The sequence below is a fragment of the Rhodococcus sp. Ni2 genome, from assembly GCF_021352185.1.
Lineage (GTDB): Bacteria > Actinomycetota > Actinomycetes > Mycobacteriales > Mycobacteriaceae > Rhodococcus_F > Rhodococcus_F qingshengii.
In genome coordinates this window covers 2,480,328-2,494,674 of sequence record NZ_WOXZ01000002.1, presented here as the reverse complement: position 1 = coordinate 2,494,674, position 14,347 = coordinate 2,480,328, and the positions used below count along the sequence as shown (strand labels likewise).

Here is a 14,347-nt window from a genome sequence, read left to right as displayed (position 1 = left end):
CCGAACGTGCGCAGCCCACCCTGACGGAGGGCAGGTCACCCCTCTTCGAGTAGCTCCACATTCACTGCGGATTCGGTGTCGGGTATGCCCGTTTCCTTGGCCTTGCGATCAGCCATCGACAGCAGGCGACGGATACGTCCGGCAACGGCGTCCTTGGTCATCGGCGGGTCGGCCAACTGGCCGAGTTCTTCGAGGGACGCCTGCCGATGCTCGACGCGCAGTGCACCCGCCGCCGCGAGGTGATCGGGCACGTCCTCACCGAGGATCTCCAACGCACGCTCGACGCGCGCAGCAGCCGCAACGGCAGCGCGAGCAGAGCGTCGCAGGTTTGCGTCGTCGAAATTGGCGAGACGATTGGCGGTGGCGCGGACCTCGCGTCGCATCCGCCTCTCCTCCCACACCAGACGTGTGTCCTGGGCTCCCATTCGGGTCAGGAGATCGCCGATGGCCTCACCGTCGCGGATCACCACACGATCCGTTCCGCGAACCTCACGTGCCTTCGCCGAGATCCCCAGACGCCGCGCAGCTCCAACCAGAGCAAGTGCGGCTTCCGGGCCCGGGCAGCTCACTTCGAGCGCCGACGAACGGCCGGGTTCGGTCAGGGAACCGTGCGCGAGGAACGCACCGCGCCACGCTGCTTCGGCATCGCCGACACTTCCGCCGACGACCTGCGCAGGCAAGCCGCGAACCGGGCGCCCGCGAAGATCGAGCAGTCCCGTCTGGCGCGCGAGGGCCTCACCCTCCTTCGCCACACGCACGATGTAGCGAGCGGACTTTCGAAGCCCGCCCGCACTGAGTACGTGCACATCGGCACTGTAGGTGAACAGGTCGAATATCTCCCGGCGCAGACGTCGCGCCGTGGAGCCCAGATCCACCTCTGCTTCGACGACCACCCGGCCGCCGACGATGTGGAGCCCACCGGCAAAGCGCAGCAACGCGGAGACCTCTGCCTTGCGGCAGCTGACCTGAGTCACCACTAACCGGCTCAGTTCGTCCTTGACCTCCGCTGTCATTGCCACGAAGCGTTCTCCCTCTGTTCTTCGGATTGCTGTTCTTGCAGGGAAGACTGTGTCGAATCCCCTACTGCCGCACTGCTCGACAGTTCAGCCAGTACATCGGCCAGTTTTGCCGGATCGTGTACATGCGCTGCGCCCGGTGAGGTGTCCGCGACATCCGCGTACCTGACTTCGGCTGAAAATTGATCCGCCGCACGCTGCAGATGTTCACGTTCACGCCCGGCCGGTACCGACGCCGAGTCGACCACCACGTAGTCGACCCGGAAATCGGGCACGTGTTGGGAGAGTACGTGCAGGTGACGCTCTGCGGAGAATCCGGCGGTCTCCCCCGGCTCGGGTGCGAGATTGAGCACCAGTACCTTTCGAGCCTTCGTCGACGACAGTGATTCGACGAGTTCGGGTACCAGGACGTGTGGGATCACGCTCGAGAACCACGATCCCGGGCCGAGAACCACGAGATCGGCACGATCGATCGCAGTCACGGCATCGGGGCACGCGGGCGGATTGGACGGGAGCAGTCTCACACGCCGAACCTTGCCCGGGGTGGTCGCGACGGCAACCTGTCCACGAATGCAGCGGCTGACGCGGGGGTCCTCTTCGAGTCCCTGAACGTCGGCTTCGATCTCGAGCGCGATCGGCGACATCGGCAGCACACGGCCACGGATTCGCAGCAGTCGCGCCATCTCGTCGAGCGCGGCGACCGGATCGCCGAGCACCTCGGTCAGTCCGGCCAGGATGAGATTGCCCACCGAATGCCCGGCAAGTGCGCCGACACCGCCGAAGCGATGCTGAATGGTCCGAGTCCAGTCGACTATCTCGGGTTCGTCCGACGCGAGAGCAGCCAGCGCCATCCGGAGGTCTCCAGGCGGGATGACGCCGAGTTCGGCGCGCAGCCGGCCCGACGAACCACCGTCGTCGGCGACCGTGACCACGGCGGTGACGTCGACCGTCAAGCGTCTGACGGCCTGGAGCGTGGCGAACAATCCGTGCCCGCCGCCGAGCGCGACGATGGCCGGCCCCTCGGGTGTCTCCCGCGAGCGATGTGTCGGTTCACTCATTCGCGCCCCAGATCCCGGTGCACGATGCTGACCGAGATGTCGTCCTCGGAACCCAAACGCCTCGCGAGAGCTTCGGACATGGCCACGCTTCGGTGCTTACCGCCGGTGCACCCGACCGCAATTGTCATGTAGCGCTTTCCTTCTCGTCGATATCCGGCGATCGTCAAATCCACCAGATGTCGGTAGGTGTCGAGATAGTCTTCCGCGCCCTCGCGCGACAACACGTAGTCGCGGACGTCGGCATCCTGACCGGTGTGCGGGCGAAGTTCAGGGATCCAGTGGGGATTGGGCAGGAAACGAACGTCACAGACGAGATCGGCGTCCATCGGCAGGCCGTACTTGAATCCGAACGACTGGACCGTCACCTTCATCGTGCGGTTGGCATCGTTTCCGAACGCCGTTTCGATCTTCTGACGCAGCTGATGCGCCTTCAGTGCCGACGTGTCGATGACCAGATCGGCGGCCGCCTTCACCACGGCCAACTGCCGACGCTCGGCTGCGATCCCTTCGGACAACGTGCCGTCGATGCCGTCGTTCTGCAACGGATGACTGCGGCGCACCTGTTCGAACCGTCGGATCAACACGTCGTCCGACGCTTCGAGGTACAGCACCCGAGTGTGGATCGGTTCCGCCTCGAGTTCGGTGAGCACCCACCCGAGATCGCCGGTGAAGAGTCGACTCCGCACGTCGATCACGACGGCGAGACGATCGACCGGCGGATCGGAGGTCAAGCTCAGACCGACCATTCGGGAAATGAGCTCAGGTGGCAAATTGTCCGCGACATACCAGCCGAGGTCTTCGAGCACCTTGGCAGCGGTACTCAAACCTGCTCCGGACAATCCCGTCACCAGCAGGAAATCCATCGTTCGACTGTCTTTGGCGCTGTCGGTAGTCACTGTGCACTCGGCCCCGTCGTCGGCATGGACAATTCTCGCGACTCGGAGCCCTCGTCATCGCTACCGGATTCGGCGCTGGGCGCGTCAGCAGACGTAACAGACGATTCGGATTCCGTGTCCAGCTCATCATCCCCTACCGCGGCTGGCAGCGCTCGAGCTTCAGCGCCCGCGTCGGCTGCAGCCGAATCCGTGCCGAGTGCGGCCAGAACTGCTGTGGCGGTGGTCTCACCGATACCGGGGACCTGCATGATCTCCTCGACCGTTGCCGTTTTCAGCTTCGCCACGGAACCGAAGTGAGCCACCAGAGCGGTTCGACGAGTTTCACCGAGCCCCTTGACCGAATCCAGAGCCGAAGCCGTCATCCGCCTCGAGCGTTTGCTGCGATGGAACGTGATCGCGAAGCGGTGGGCTTCGTCTCGGATGCGCTGCAGTAGGTACAACGACTCGCTCGTCCGAGGGAGGATGACCGGATCTTCTTCCCCCGGCACCCATACCTCTTCGAGTCTTTTGGCCAACCCGACTACCGCGACGTCAGTGACCCCCAGCTCGTCGAGGACCGCCGCTGCCGCCGTGACCTGAGGGGCGCCGCCGTCCACGACGAACAGATTGGGCGGATAGGCGAACCGCCGAGGCCGGCCCGTCGCCGGGTCGATCGCCGCTTCGGGAGCCAGATCCCCACCGTCCGAGTCCATGGTCGACGCCGACGCCGCGAGGACGCCCAGGTCGCGGTTGTGGCGCAGGAACCGCCGACGCGTGATCTCCGCGATACTCGCGACGTCGTCGGAATGACCGTCGCCGGCAGCTTCCTTGATCGCGTAATGGCGGTAGTCCGACTTACGCGGGAGCCCGTCCTCGAACACGACCAGTGACGCCACGACGTCGGTTCCCTGGACGTGACTGATGTCGATGCATTCGATTCGTAGCGGAGCCGAGTCCAGGTCCAGTGCTTCCTGGATGCCCTGCAGCGCCGCGGAACGCGAAGTGAAATCGCCGGCGCGCTTGAGCTTGTGCTGCGCCAGAGCCTCTTTCGCGTTTCGCTGGACTGTTTCGGCGAGGTCTTTCTTGTCGCCGCGTTGCGGAACCCGCAGTTGCACTTGCGATCCCCGAAGCTTGCTCAGCCACGCCTGGATCTCGGTCGCGTTTGCCGGCAGAACCGGCACCAGAACTTCCTTGGGAACTGCGCTGATCCCGGCCTCGGAACCCGCTCCCGGGTCGAGGGCCGCCTGCTCACCGTAGAACTGGGTGAGGAACTGCTCGACCAGGATCGGCAGGTCGGACTCGGCGTCGAGTGCGGCCCAGTCGATGGCGTCGCCTGCCTTCTCCACGACCCATCCACGCTGACCCCGCACGCGTCCGCCCCGCACGTGGAACACCTGAACGGCGGCTTCGAGATCATCGGTGGCAAAGGCGACGAGATCGGCGTCGGTGCCGTCACCGAGTACGACGGCCTGCTTCTCGAGCGCCTTGCGCAAAGCCCCGATATCGTCACGCAGACGGGCTGCGGTCTCGAAGTCGAGATCCTCGGAAGCCTGCTGCATGCGCTTTTCGAGATCTTTGACCAACTTGTCCGTGCGGCCGGCGAGGAAGTCGCAGAAATCTTCGACGATCTGACGATGCTCCTCGGCGCTGACTCGCCCGACGCAGGGCGCCGAGCACTTGTCGATGTAGCCGAGCAGACACGGACGACCGATCTGGTTGTGCCGTTTGAAGACTCCGGACGAGCACGTTCGTGCGGGAAAGACTCGTAGCAGCAGATCGAGAGTTTCGCGGATCGCCCAGGCATGGGAGTAGGGACCGAAGTACCGGACACCCTTGCGCCGCGGACCGCGGTAGACGAACAAGCGCGGGAACTCTTCGTTGAGCGTCACCGCGAGAACCGGATACGTCTTGTCGTCGCGGTACCGGACGTTGAACCGCGGATCGAATTCCTTGATCCAGTTGTACTCGAGCTGAAGCGCTTCGACTTCGGTACTGACGACGGTCCACTCGACGCTGCCGGCGGTGGTCACCATCTGCCGAGTACGGGGATGAAGTGTCGTGACGTCCGCGAAGTACGAGTTCAAACGTGAACGGAGGCTTTTCGCCTTTCCGACGTAAATGACCCGACCATGCGGATCGCGAAATTTGTAGACGCCCGGCGCAGCCGGAATGGTTCCGGTAGCGGGGCGGTAAGTCGAGGGATCCGGCACGGTTTCAGGTTAGTCGCCGCCACCGACCGACTCGGAAACGCGCAGGATGCGGGCACCGAACCGGTCGGAAGACGTCAGTTGCTCTTGTGCGCGACCGGTGCGTAGCGGTCGGCCAGTTCGCGGAACTTACCGACCGTGTCGACGGCGTACTCGCGGTCGTTGGACTGGATCGCCATCACTGCCATGTACTCGTCGTCGGGCAATTCGATGCGTGCCCAGGCGGCACCGTCGGGGAACGAGAGTCCCTCGAACAGATCCCAGTCGACGATCTTCTCGCCCAGGATGTTTCGTACGGCAATACCCTGCTTGCCCACCTTGACCCGGGGCCGCGTCAACATCAGCACACCGAGAGCCAGAATGGTGCCGATGCCTGCCATCGCGATCTGGTCCGCGGCACGGAAGTACACGCCGGTGGACCCCTGGCGAAGCAGGAGCGCCAGTGTGACGTGAACGATCACCAGAAGGACAGCAACTCCGATCGCGTATCGCGTCGACTTACGCGGTGACGCAATCAGTTCCCAGTTCTCGTTGTCGCCGGGTGTACTCATCGAAACGAATCCTCGGTCCATGGTGCTCGGAGATGGCGCAGGGTCACTGCGGTGTCCAGTGCGGCGGCGCAGGCCTGTGCGCCCTTGTCCTCGACGCTACCCGGCAGACCCGAACGGTCAAGAGCCTGCTGCTCGGTGTCGGTGGTCAGGACACCGTTCCCCACGGGAGTGCTTTCGTCGAGCGAGACGCGTGTAAGGCCCGCGGTGACCGCGTCGCACACGTACTCGAAGTGCGGCGTGCCGCCGCGGATGACAACACCGAGTGCGACGACGGCGTCGTGCGTGCGCGCCAATGCCTGCGCAACGACCGGCAGTTCGATCGCGCCGGCGACACGGACCAGTGTCACGTCCTTGATCTGCGCCTCCTGCGCGACGCGCTGCGCGCCGGCGATCAGAGCCTCGGAGATCGTCGCGTGCCACTGCCCGGCAACGATCGCCAGCTTCAGATCCTTGGCCTCGGCGATCGCGAGCTGCGGCTGACCTTCGCCGCTCACAGTGCGGTTCCCGGCTGTGCGGTGTTCTGGTTCGCCTCGTACTCGTCCAGTCCGATCAGATCGTGACCCATCCGATCGCGCTTGGTGCGCAGGTAGGTGAGGTTCTCCGCATTCGCGCGCAGCGGCATCGGAACACGATCGGTGATCTGCAGGCCGTAGCCGTCCAGACCCACACGCTTGGCCGGGTTGTTGGTCAGCAGACGCATCGACGAGATCCCCAGATCGACGAGGATCTGCGCACCGATGCCGTAGTCGCGGGCGTCCGCCGGTAGGCCGAGTTCGAGATTGGCGTCGACGGTGTCGGAACCGGCGTCCTGGAGCTGGTAGGCCTGCAGCTTGTGCATGAGACCGATGCCACGACCCTCGTGCCCGCGCATGTACAGAACAACGCCGCGGCCCTCCTGGGCGACCATGTCCAGTGCGGCGTCGAGCTGCGGGCCGCAATCGCACCGCAGCGAACCGAAGACGTCGCCGGTGAGGCACTCGGAGTGAACGCGGACGAGTACGTCGCTACCGTCGCCGTCGGGGCCTGCGATGTCGCCGCGCACCAGCGCAACGTGCTCGACCTCGTCGTAGATGCTCGTGTAGCCGACAGCGGTGAACTCACCGTGGCGGGTGGGGATGCGGGCCTCGGCGATGCGCAGCACGTGCTTCTCGTGCTTGCGACGCCACGCGATGAGGTCCGCGATCGAGATCAGAGCAAGGTTGTGTTCGTCGGCAAATACTCGCAGCTCGTCGGTCTGAGCCATCGCGCCTTCGTCCTTCTGGCTGACGATTTCGCAGATGACGCCGGCAGGACGCAGGTCCGCCATGCGGGCGAGGTCGACTGCAGCTTCCGTGTGGCCAGGACGACGCAGTACTCCGCCTTCCTTCGCGCGGAGCGGAACGACGTGACCGGGGCGAGTGAAATCGTTGGCACCGGATTCGGGGTTGGCGAGCAGACGCATCGTCGCAGCGCGGTCCGACGCCGAGATGCCGGTACCGATTCCCTCACGGGCGTCGACGGTGACGGTGTACGCCGTGCCGTGCTTGTCCTGGTTGGTGGCGTACATCGGGGGCAGGCCCAGCCGATCGCAATCGTCACCGTCGAGCGGCACGCACAGGTAGCCGGAGGTGTACCGGACCATGAACGCCACCAGTTCCGGGGTGGCTTTCTCGGCGGCGAAGATGAGGTCGCCCTCGTTCTCGCGATCCTCGTCGTCCACGACGACAACAGCTTTACCTGCAGCGATATCTGCTACTGCGCGCTCGATACTGTCGAACCTGGTCACGTGCTCGCACTCCAAAGTCTTGACTTTTCACATCATCGAATACAACAAGTGCATCCGACGGATGCACTGACAACCCTACGACCAATCGGACGGGTCCGATCAGCCTGGTCCTACCGACCGGCAGAGTGAAGCCGCTCGACGTACTTCGCGATCACGTCCACCTCGAGGTTGACCGGCGTACCGACCACAGCGGTTCCGAGCGTCGTCAACTCGAGCGTTGTCGGGATCAGCGAGATCTCGAAGTACTCGAACCCGCGGTCTCCGCCCAGCGCGGAGACCGTCAGCGAGACTCCGTCGACGGTGATCGAACCCTTCTCCACGACGTAACGGGAAATGGAGTCGGGCAGTGCGATCCGCACTACCTCCCAGTTCTCGGACGGCGAGCGGGAAATGACGTGGCCTGTTCCATCGACATGCCCTTGAACCAGGTGGCCGCCGAGTCGGCTGTTCAGCGCCGCGGCACGCTCGAGGTTGACGCGAGAGCCGACATCCAATTTCGCCAGGCTCGAGCGGTTCAGGGTTTCCTGCATGACATCTGCGGTGAACGAACCGTCGGCAAGCACGTCGACCACCGTCAGGCACACTCCGTTGACCGCGATTGAATCACCGTGGCCGGCGTCGGAGGTGACCAGTGGCCCGCGCACCGTGAAACGTGCAGCATCGACCAGTTCTTCCTTGGCGACAATTTCGCCGAGTTCTTCCACAATTCCTGTGAACACGCGCCCTACTCCTCGTTCCCCGGAGCAGAACTCTCCGGAACCAGACTCAACAAAATATCGGGGCCGATCGTTACCGCAGACTCCAAACGGAATCGGTGGGCGTCGGTGATGGTGTGCACTCCGGCATCGACGAGTGCGGAGGCGCCCGCGCCGAGCAGGATCGGAGCGATGTATGCCTCTATGACGTCGACATATCCGGCGGCAAGGAATGCTCCGGCCAGACGGGGCCCACCCTCGAGAAGTACGTCCGTGTACTCCCCCAACGCCTCGACTACTTCGTCGATGTTGTCGGTGTTGAGCACCAGAGTCGGTGCGGTGTCGTCGAGAATGCTTGCCGTCGAGGGTATTTCGCGCTTTCCGACGACGACGCGAACGGGCTGGTGCGCCGCGAGCTCACCGGTGGGCTGACGTGCGGTCAGCCACGGATCGTCGGCAAACACGGTGCCGGTACCGACCACGATCGCATCGATCTGCGCTCGCTGCGCATGCACGCGCGCCCTCGCCTGCGGACCGGTGATCCACTGACTCGTTCCGTCCTCGGCGGCGCTGCGTCCGTCCAGACTGGCCGCGTACTTCCACGTGATGTGCGGGCGACCGGTGCGCTGTTTGTGCAGCCAGGCCCGCAGTGGACCAGCTTCCACCTCGGGTGCTCGCAGTCCGGCCGTGACGCTGATTCCAGCGCGCATGAGGGTCGCTGCGCCGCCGGAAGCCTCGGGATTGGGATCACCGACGGCGTAGACAACCGCCGAGACTCCGGCGTCGATCAATGCCTGCGAGCAAGGGCCGGTTCGTCCCTGGTGATTGCACGGTTCCAGTGTCACCACTGCCGTACCGCCACGCGCTGCATCGCCGGCCTCGTCGAGAGCCACGACCTCCGCGTGCGGTCCACCGGGCGGTTGCGTCATACCGACGCCCGCGATGGTTCCGTCGGCAGCGAGGATGACCGCGCCGACCGGTGGGTTGGGGCTGGTGAATCCGCGCGCGGAATCAGCTGCGGCCAGCGCGATCTGCATCGCGGCGTCGAGATCAGCCGTCGACGCCTGTCCACCCTTTGCCATCGAGCGGCTCAGACCGACAGCGTCAGGTGCGGCGACGCCGAGGCGGCCTGCGCGCGCAGCTTGCGCACCGCCTCACCGGGATCACTCGCTCCGTACACCGCCGAACCGGCGACGAAGCAGTCGATCCCTGCTTCAGCGGCCTGCTCGATCGTGGAAGCGTTGATGCCGCCGTCGATTTCGACAAGGAGCGTCAGCTCACCCGAGTCGACGAGCTTTCGAACTGCGCGTGCCTTGTCGAGCACCTGAGGCATGAAGGACTGACCACCGAATCCGGGTTCGACGCTCATGATCAAGAGGGTGTCGAAGTCCTTGAGGATTTCCAGGTAGTCGTCGATCGGGGTTCCAGGCTTGATGCTCAGCCCCGCCTTGGCACCAGCTGCACGAATATCGCGGGCAACCGAACGCGGATCGTCGGTGGCCTCGGCGTGAAACGTGACGTTGTACGCACCGGCCTCGGCGTACGGCGGCGCCCAGCGCTCCGGATTCTCGATCATGAGATGGCAGTCGAGCGGAATATCCGTCGCCTTCAGCAGACTCTCGACCACCGGCAGACCCAGCGTGAGATTGGGAACGAAATGCGCGTCCATCACGTCGACGTGAAGCCAGTCGGAGCCGGACACGGCAGTCGCTTCATCAGCGAGTCGAGCAAAATCTGCGGACAGAATGGACGGTGCAATCATCGGGGAAGCCACGACGCCGAGTTTAGCTGTGTCTCATTGCCGACCGTGCATGCACATCGGAGCCGGTGCAATCAGATCAGTTCTTGACGACGGTGTGGAGCTTTCGCACCTTGGCCGGTGCCTTGATCCGCCACGCGTCTTCGAGCATCTCACCCAACTGCACCTCGTCGATCAGTTCGAGGTGCACCAGGATCGAGCCGTGCCCGTGATAGTGATCGGTGGTGAAGAAAGCCGCCTCGCCACTGGCGAGTAGCGCCTCCTTCTCGTCCAGACCGCACATCACGACCAAAGCACCCTCCGCTTCGGTGCGGAGCCGCGCAAAAGTTTTACCTGCCACCTTGAGTGCCGGGGTGTTGTACGAGGTCGACTCTTCCACGGAGGGAAGAGCCGAACCCAGTACTACAACCTGTTCCCACGTAACCATGTAGGCACCATACGACTACCGATGCCCAGAAGTCATCCGATCAGGCCAGCGGCTTGCGCAAAGCGGCCATGAACATAGCGTCCGTGCCGTGTCGATGCGGCCACAACTGAACCGACGATCCGTCTCCGACGTCCGGGACACCTGGCACCAATGCCTTGGTGTCGAGTTCCACGACGCCATGACGCCGCACCGCATCGGCGACCACAGCCAGCGTTTCCGACAAGTGCGGCGAGCACGTGGAGTACAGCACCACTCCGCCGGGGCGAACCAGTTCGATTGCGGCAGCAAGCAATTCACGCTGCAACTTCACGAGCGGGGCCACATCGGACGGCTGCCGACGCCAACGTGCCTCCGGGCGCCGACGCAGCGCACCCAACCCGGTGCAGGGAGCGTCGACGAGGATGCGGTCGTATCCGGGTTCGAGCCCGGATTCGCGGCCGTCCGCCACGTGTACGTCCACGGGAAGCTCGCGAGTGGTCTTGCGGATCAGTTCGGCGCGATGTTCGACGGGCTCGACGGCGTCGAGTCGCCCGCCTTCGATACCGGCGAGAGCGCCGAGAAGCGCTGCCTTACCGCCCGGACCTGCGCAGAGATCGAGCCAGCGTCCGGAGTCTTCACCTTCGAGAGGAGCAATGCTGAGGGCGCGGGCCACCAGCTGACTGCCCTCGTCCTGCACGCCCGCCAAGCCTTGGCGGACCGCCTCGAGCTGTCCGGGGTCACCGCCGTCGAGATGCACGGCGTACGGCGAGTACGGCCCGATCTCGCCGCCGGTCACCAGTGCTAGCTCCTCGGCGGAGATCTCGCCGGGGCGGGCGACGAGGTGTACTGCAGGGCGGGCGTCGTCGGCGATCAGGACGTCTTCGAGTTCACCGGCAGCAGCGCCGAGCGAGTCGGCAAATACCTGCGCGATCCACAGGGGGTGAGCGTGCTCGAAGGCGAGCCGGCCGACCGGGTCCTTCGGGGCCAGCAGCTCGACCCACTCCTCCTGGGTGCGTTCGGAAACACGGCGCAGGACCGCATTGACGAATCCTGCTCGGCCCTGGCCGTTTTCGGCGCGGACCAGATCGACCGAGGTTGCGACGGCAGCGTGCGGTGCGACACGAGTGCGCAGCAATTGGTACGAGCCGAGTCGGAGTACATCGAGCAGCGTTCCGTCGATCTCTTCGATCGGCCGACCCGCTGCATGGGCGATCACCGCATCCAGCAGTCCCTGAGCACGTGCCGCGCCGTACGCCAGTTCGGTTGCCAGCGCAGCGTCGCGTGCGTCGAGTTTGCGGTCACGCAGGAGCCCTGGCAGAACCAGGTTCGCGTACGCGTCACGCTCACGGACCGCGCGCAGGACGTCACGCGCCGCCAGACGCGGTTGATCGAGCCCGGCGGTTGCCGGATCAGGCCGCTTGGCCTGCTTCGGCTTGGTGTTCTTGCCGCCGCCGGTCTTGGCTCCGGGACCCTGTGTCCGCCGTGCCGGTCGTCGTGATTCGGTCACTGTGCTCGTACCTCCGCGTCGAGTCGGGCACCGCGTGCCCAGTCCCCTGCCGACATCAATTTCTTGCCCGGGGGCTGAATCTGCCCGAGTCGCACCGCGGTGGTCGCGGTACCGATGTACAGACCATCCTTGCGTACCGAGATCTCACCGACTGCCAGGGTCTCGTCCGTGACGGTGATCGGGCCGACCTTGACTCGAAGATCACCGATCATCGTCCATGCCCCGGGCGCGGGTGTGACGGCCCGGATATGCCGGTCCACTGTGGGAGCGGGCAGTTCCCACCGCACGCGGGCCGCGTCCACCGTCACCTTGGGGGCATACGAGACGCCGTCGGCAGACTGCGGAACCGCGTTGATCTCGCCGGCCTCGAGTCCGTCGAGTACCGATTCGAGCAGGGCAGCGCCGTTTTCCGCGAGACGTCCGAGCAGGTCGCCCGCCGTATCGGTGTCGCGAATCCGCTCGGTCATCACTCCGTACACGGGGCCGGTATCCATGCCGGCTTCCAAACGGAACGCGCTGGCGCCCGTCACCTCGTCACCGGCACTGATCGCGGCCTGCACCGGCGCGGCGCCGCGCCACGCGGGAAGCAACGAGAAATGCAGATTGACCCAACCGTATTTCGGAATGTCGAGGACGTTCTGCGGCAACAGGTTTCCGTAGGCGACGACGGGTGCACAGTCCGGTTCGAGGCGGGCGAGTTCGGCCGCGAAGTCGGGATCGGACGCCTTGGCCGGCGTCAGCACCGGGATGCCGTGCTCGTCGGCAAGCAGACCGATCGGCGATCGGGTGACTTTTCGACCGCGGCCCGCCACAGCGTCCGGACGCGTGACGACGGCTACCACTTCGTGGTTGGCGGATTCGATGAGCCGACGCAGTGAAGGAACCGCGGGTTCGGGTGTTCCGGCGAACACGACGCGCATGTCAGCTCTCCCGTTTCGTTGGGCTCTTCGGACTCTGATCAGCCGATCGGCCTGTCGAACGCGGTGGACTGCAACTCACGAAAATGCTCCCGGATGTGTCGGTGGGTGGAACTGTCAGTCTAAGGACTGCGAGAGCTACGACCTACCTCGCGCCACACCGAACCACTTTCTCAGCAATTTCTTTGATCAGAACCCTGCACATTCACCGGTCCTCGGTATTGACTGTTTCTGTCGTCGCCACTCGGCGGAGGCTGATACGGGATACACCGATCACACGGAGGAACTTAGATGGCAGGCATCGACAGTAAGTTCGACAAGGCCTACGCAGGAAAGTCCGTCGAAGAATTGGCGGACGCCCCAGTCGCGGCACTCAACGGCGTAAGCGATTCGGACGCAGAACATTTGAAGGCAGCGTTCAACATCAAGACCGTCCGCGACCTCGGAACGAACAAGTTCTTCCTGTGGGCGCAGGCCACTGCCAAGCTCGCCGAGTAAACATCCCGACCCACGTGATCTCGGTGCTCACGAGTTAGCAGCTCACGAATTTGCAGCTCACGAATTTGCGTCGATGACCACTTGCGGAATATCCGTGCCGAGCGGCACCACGCTGCACGAAGCGTGCCGCTCGGCATCGGGGTCGAGGACCGTCCGGATGACGTCGATCACGTAGGGGTCGTACGGCATGCGGAAGTGGCCGGTCAGGTTAGACGGGCACAGATCCTGGAGGACGATGTTTTCTGCACCGGCACCGCGGAGCGCGATGTTCGAGGACGGCTGGATCATCTCGTCGACAGTGGACCCGATGGTCGTGTAGCGCACTCCGGGTACGGTGTCACCGCCGGCGTTGAGGGCGTTCAACATATCCGACCCCTGCATCTGCTCACGGACAGCTCGAGAAAAGACGTCTTCGACAAAGTCTTCTCCGCCGGGGATCGCACGCACAATGGGAACCAACCCGAACATCACCCCGCCGTAGGTCGGCGAAGCCAAACCGACCCAATGATCGACGTAGGCGTCGCCGCCCATCTTGTTGACGTAGTACCGCGTCACCGTCGCGCCTTGCGAATAGCCGATGACGTCGACCTTGTCCGCGCCGGTCGCGGTCAGCACCTGATCGACGAAAGAACCGAACGCGGTGGCACTACCGACTATGTCGCCGACGCCGTAGGTCTCGTGTGCGACGTCCCCGTCTTCTTCTTTGATCGCACCGCCGTAATTGAGGGCGAAGACGCAGTAGCCGTCAGCTGCCAGTGCCGGCGACATGGCCGCCCAATCCGCGTACGCCTCGGTGTCGGTTCCGTGGGCGAGTACAACCGGTCGGGGATGCGTGGCGGAAGGCTCACAGCCGAAATCGTTCGATCCGGCAGGTGCGGATGCTGGATGAGCATGCGCATATGCCGTAGCAACGGAACGGGTCGCCTGACCCGGACCGACGTCGAGAGGAACGTCCATCGCGTCGGCACTCGCAGACGGAAGCGTCGGTGCGGCACCCGATATAGCCGGCGGTGCTCCGATCAGCAGCGCCACTGCTACCGAAAATGTCAGTCCCACAGACCGTTTGACGCCAGACATTGTTCCTGCTCCTGCT

15 protein-coding genes are annotated in these 14,347 nt (G+C 64.4%); 1 reads left to right on the top strand and 14 read right to left on the bottom strand.

Annotated elements, in window-relative coordinates; genetic code table 11:
• Window positions 1-35: 35 nt before the first annotated feature.
• From whiA to fmt, 13 genes are all read right to left on the bottom strand, one after another.
• On the bottom strand, window positions 36-1,013 hold the full coding sequence (whiA, locus tag GN300_RS25260) for a DNA-binding protein WhiA (protein ID WP_021344225.1): 978 nt from the start codon (window positions 1,011-1,013) through the stop codon (window positions 36-38).
• The gene (yvcK, locus tag GN300_RS25255; protein WP_054188215.1) at window positions 1,010-2,074 is read right to left on the bottom strand and encodes a uridine diphosphate-N-acetylglucosamine-binding protein YvcK; all 1,065 of its coding nucleotides are present in this window, start codon (window positions 2,072-2,074) and stop codon (window positions 1,010-1,012) included. The genes whiA and yvcK overlap by 4 nt, the downstream gene beginning before the upstream one ends.
• Window positions 2,071-2,970, bottom strand: coding sequence for an RNase adapter RapZ (rapZ, locus tag GN300_RS25250; protein ID WP_003944872.1), 900 nt, complete (start codon window positions 2,968-2,970; stop codon window positions 2,071-2,073). Before rapZ ends, yvcK begins: the two co-directional genes overlap by 4 nt.
• On the bottom strand, window positions 2,967-5,159 hold the full coding sequence (gene uvrC / locus GN300_RS25245; RefSeq protein WP_007727980.1) for an excinuclease ABC subunit UvrC: 2,193 nt from the start codon (window positions 5,157-5,159) through the stop codon (window positions 2,967-2,969). Before uvrC ends, rapZ begins: the two co-directional genes overlap by 4 nt.
• Before the next feature lie 74 nt (window positions 5,160-5,233).
• The gene (locus tag GN300_RS25240; RefSeq protein ID WP_003944987.1) at window positions 5,234-5,707 is read right to left on the bottom strand and encodes a PH domain-containing protein; all 474 of its coding nucleotides are present in this window, start codon (window positions 5,705-5,707) and stop codon (window positions 5,234-5,236) included.
• On the bottom strand, window positions 5,704-6,201 hold the full coding sequence (ribH, locus tag GN300_RS25235) for a 6,7-dimethyl-8-ribityllumazine synthase (protein ID WP_003944999.1): 498 nt from the start codon (window positions 6,199-6,201) through the stop codon (window positions 5,704-5,706). Before ribH ends, GN300_RS25240 begins: the two co-directional genes overlap by 4 nt.
• Window positions 6,198-7,472: a bifunctional 3,4-dihydroxy-2-butanone-4-phosphate synthase/GTP cyclohydrolase II gene (locus tag GN300_RS25230; RefSeq protein WP_003944833.1), complete on the bottom strand. Its 1,275-nt coding sequence runs from the start codon at window positions 7,470-7,472 to the stop codon at window positions 6,198-6,200. Before GN300_RS25230 ends, ribH begins: the two co-directional genes overlap by 4 nt.
• A 110-nt stretch (window positions 7,473-7,582) precedes the next feature.
• Entirely contained in the window at window positions 7,583-8,191 is a 609-nt protein-coding gene (locus GN300_RS25225; RefSeq protein ID WP_003944892.1) for a riboflavin synthase, read from the bottom strand.
• Window positions 8,192-8,196: 5 nt separating this feature from the next.
• Window positions 8,197-9,249, bottom strand: a complete 1,053-nt coding sequence (gene ribD / locus GN300_RS25220) for a bifunctional diaminohydroxyphosphoribosylaminopyrimidine deaminase/5-amino-6-(5-phosphoribosylamino)uracil reductase RibD (protein WP_030536416.1) — start codon at window positions 9,247-9,249, stop codon at window positions 8,197-8,199.
• A gap of 8 nt (window positions 9,250-9,257) precedes the next feature.
• Window positions 9,258-9,941, bottom strand: a complete 684-nt coding sequence (rpe, locus tag GN300_RS25215; RefSeq protein WP_019748384.1) for a ribulose-phosphate 3-epimerase — start codon at window positions 9,939-9,941, stop codon at window positions 9,258-9,260.
• A 64-nt stretch (window positions 9,942-10,005) separates the two neighbouring features.
• Window positions 10,006-10,353 (bottom strand): MmcQ/YjbR family DNA-binding protein, encoded by a 348-nt coding sequence (locus tag GN300_RS25210; protein ID WP_003944924.1) that lies wholly within the window; start codon window positions 10,351-10,353, stop codon window positions 10,006-10,008.
• A 40-nt stretch (window positions 10,354-10,393) separates the two neighbouring features.
• Window positions 10,394-11,839 (bottom strand): RsmB/NOP family class I SAM-dependent RNA methyltransferase, encoded by a 1,446-nt coding sequence (locus tag GN300_RS25205; RefSeq protein ID WP_063316420.1) that lies wholly within the window; start codon window positions 11,837-11,839, stop codon window positions 10,394-10,396.
• Window positions 11,836-12,759 (bottom strand): methionyl-tRNA formyltransferase, encoded by a 924-nt coding sequence (gene fmt, locus GN300_RS25200; RefSeq protein WP_003944846.1) that lies wholly within the window; start codon window positions 12,757-12,759, stop codon window positions 11,836-11,838. Before fmt ends, GN300_RS25205 begins: the two co-directional genes overlap by 4 nt.
• A gap of 288 nt (window positions 12,760-13,047) precedes the next feature.
• Between fmt and GN300_RS25195 the strand changes: the two genes are divergently transcribed.
• Window positions 13,048-13,254 carry a hypothetical protein gene (locus GN300_RS25195; protein ID WP_003944900.1) on the top strand — a complete coding sequence of 69 codons (207 nt, stop codon included), beginning with the start codon at window positions 13,048-13,050 and terminating at the stop codon, window positions 13,252-13,254.
• A gap of 57 nt (window positions 13,255-13,311) precedes the next feature.
• Here the strand turns inward: GN300_RS25195 and GN300_RS25190 are convergent, their stop codons facing one another.
• Window positions 13,312-14,331: a triacylglycerol lipase gene (locus GN300_RS25190; RefSeq protein ID WP_156511765.1), complete on the bottom strand. Its 1,020-nt coding sequence runs from the start codon at window positions 14,329-14,331 to the stop codon at window positions 13,312-13,314.
• Window positions 14,332-14,347: the final 16 nt, after the last annotated feature.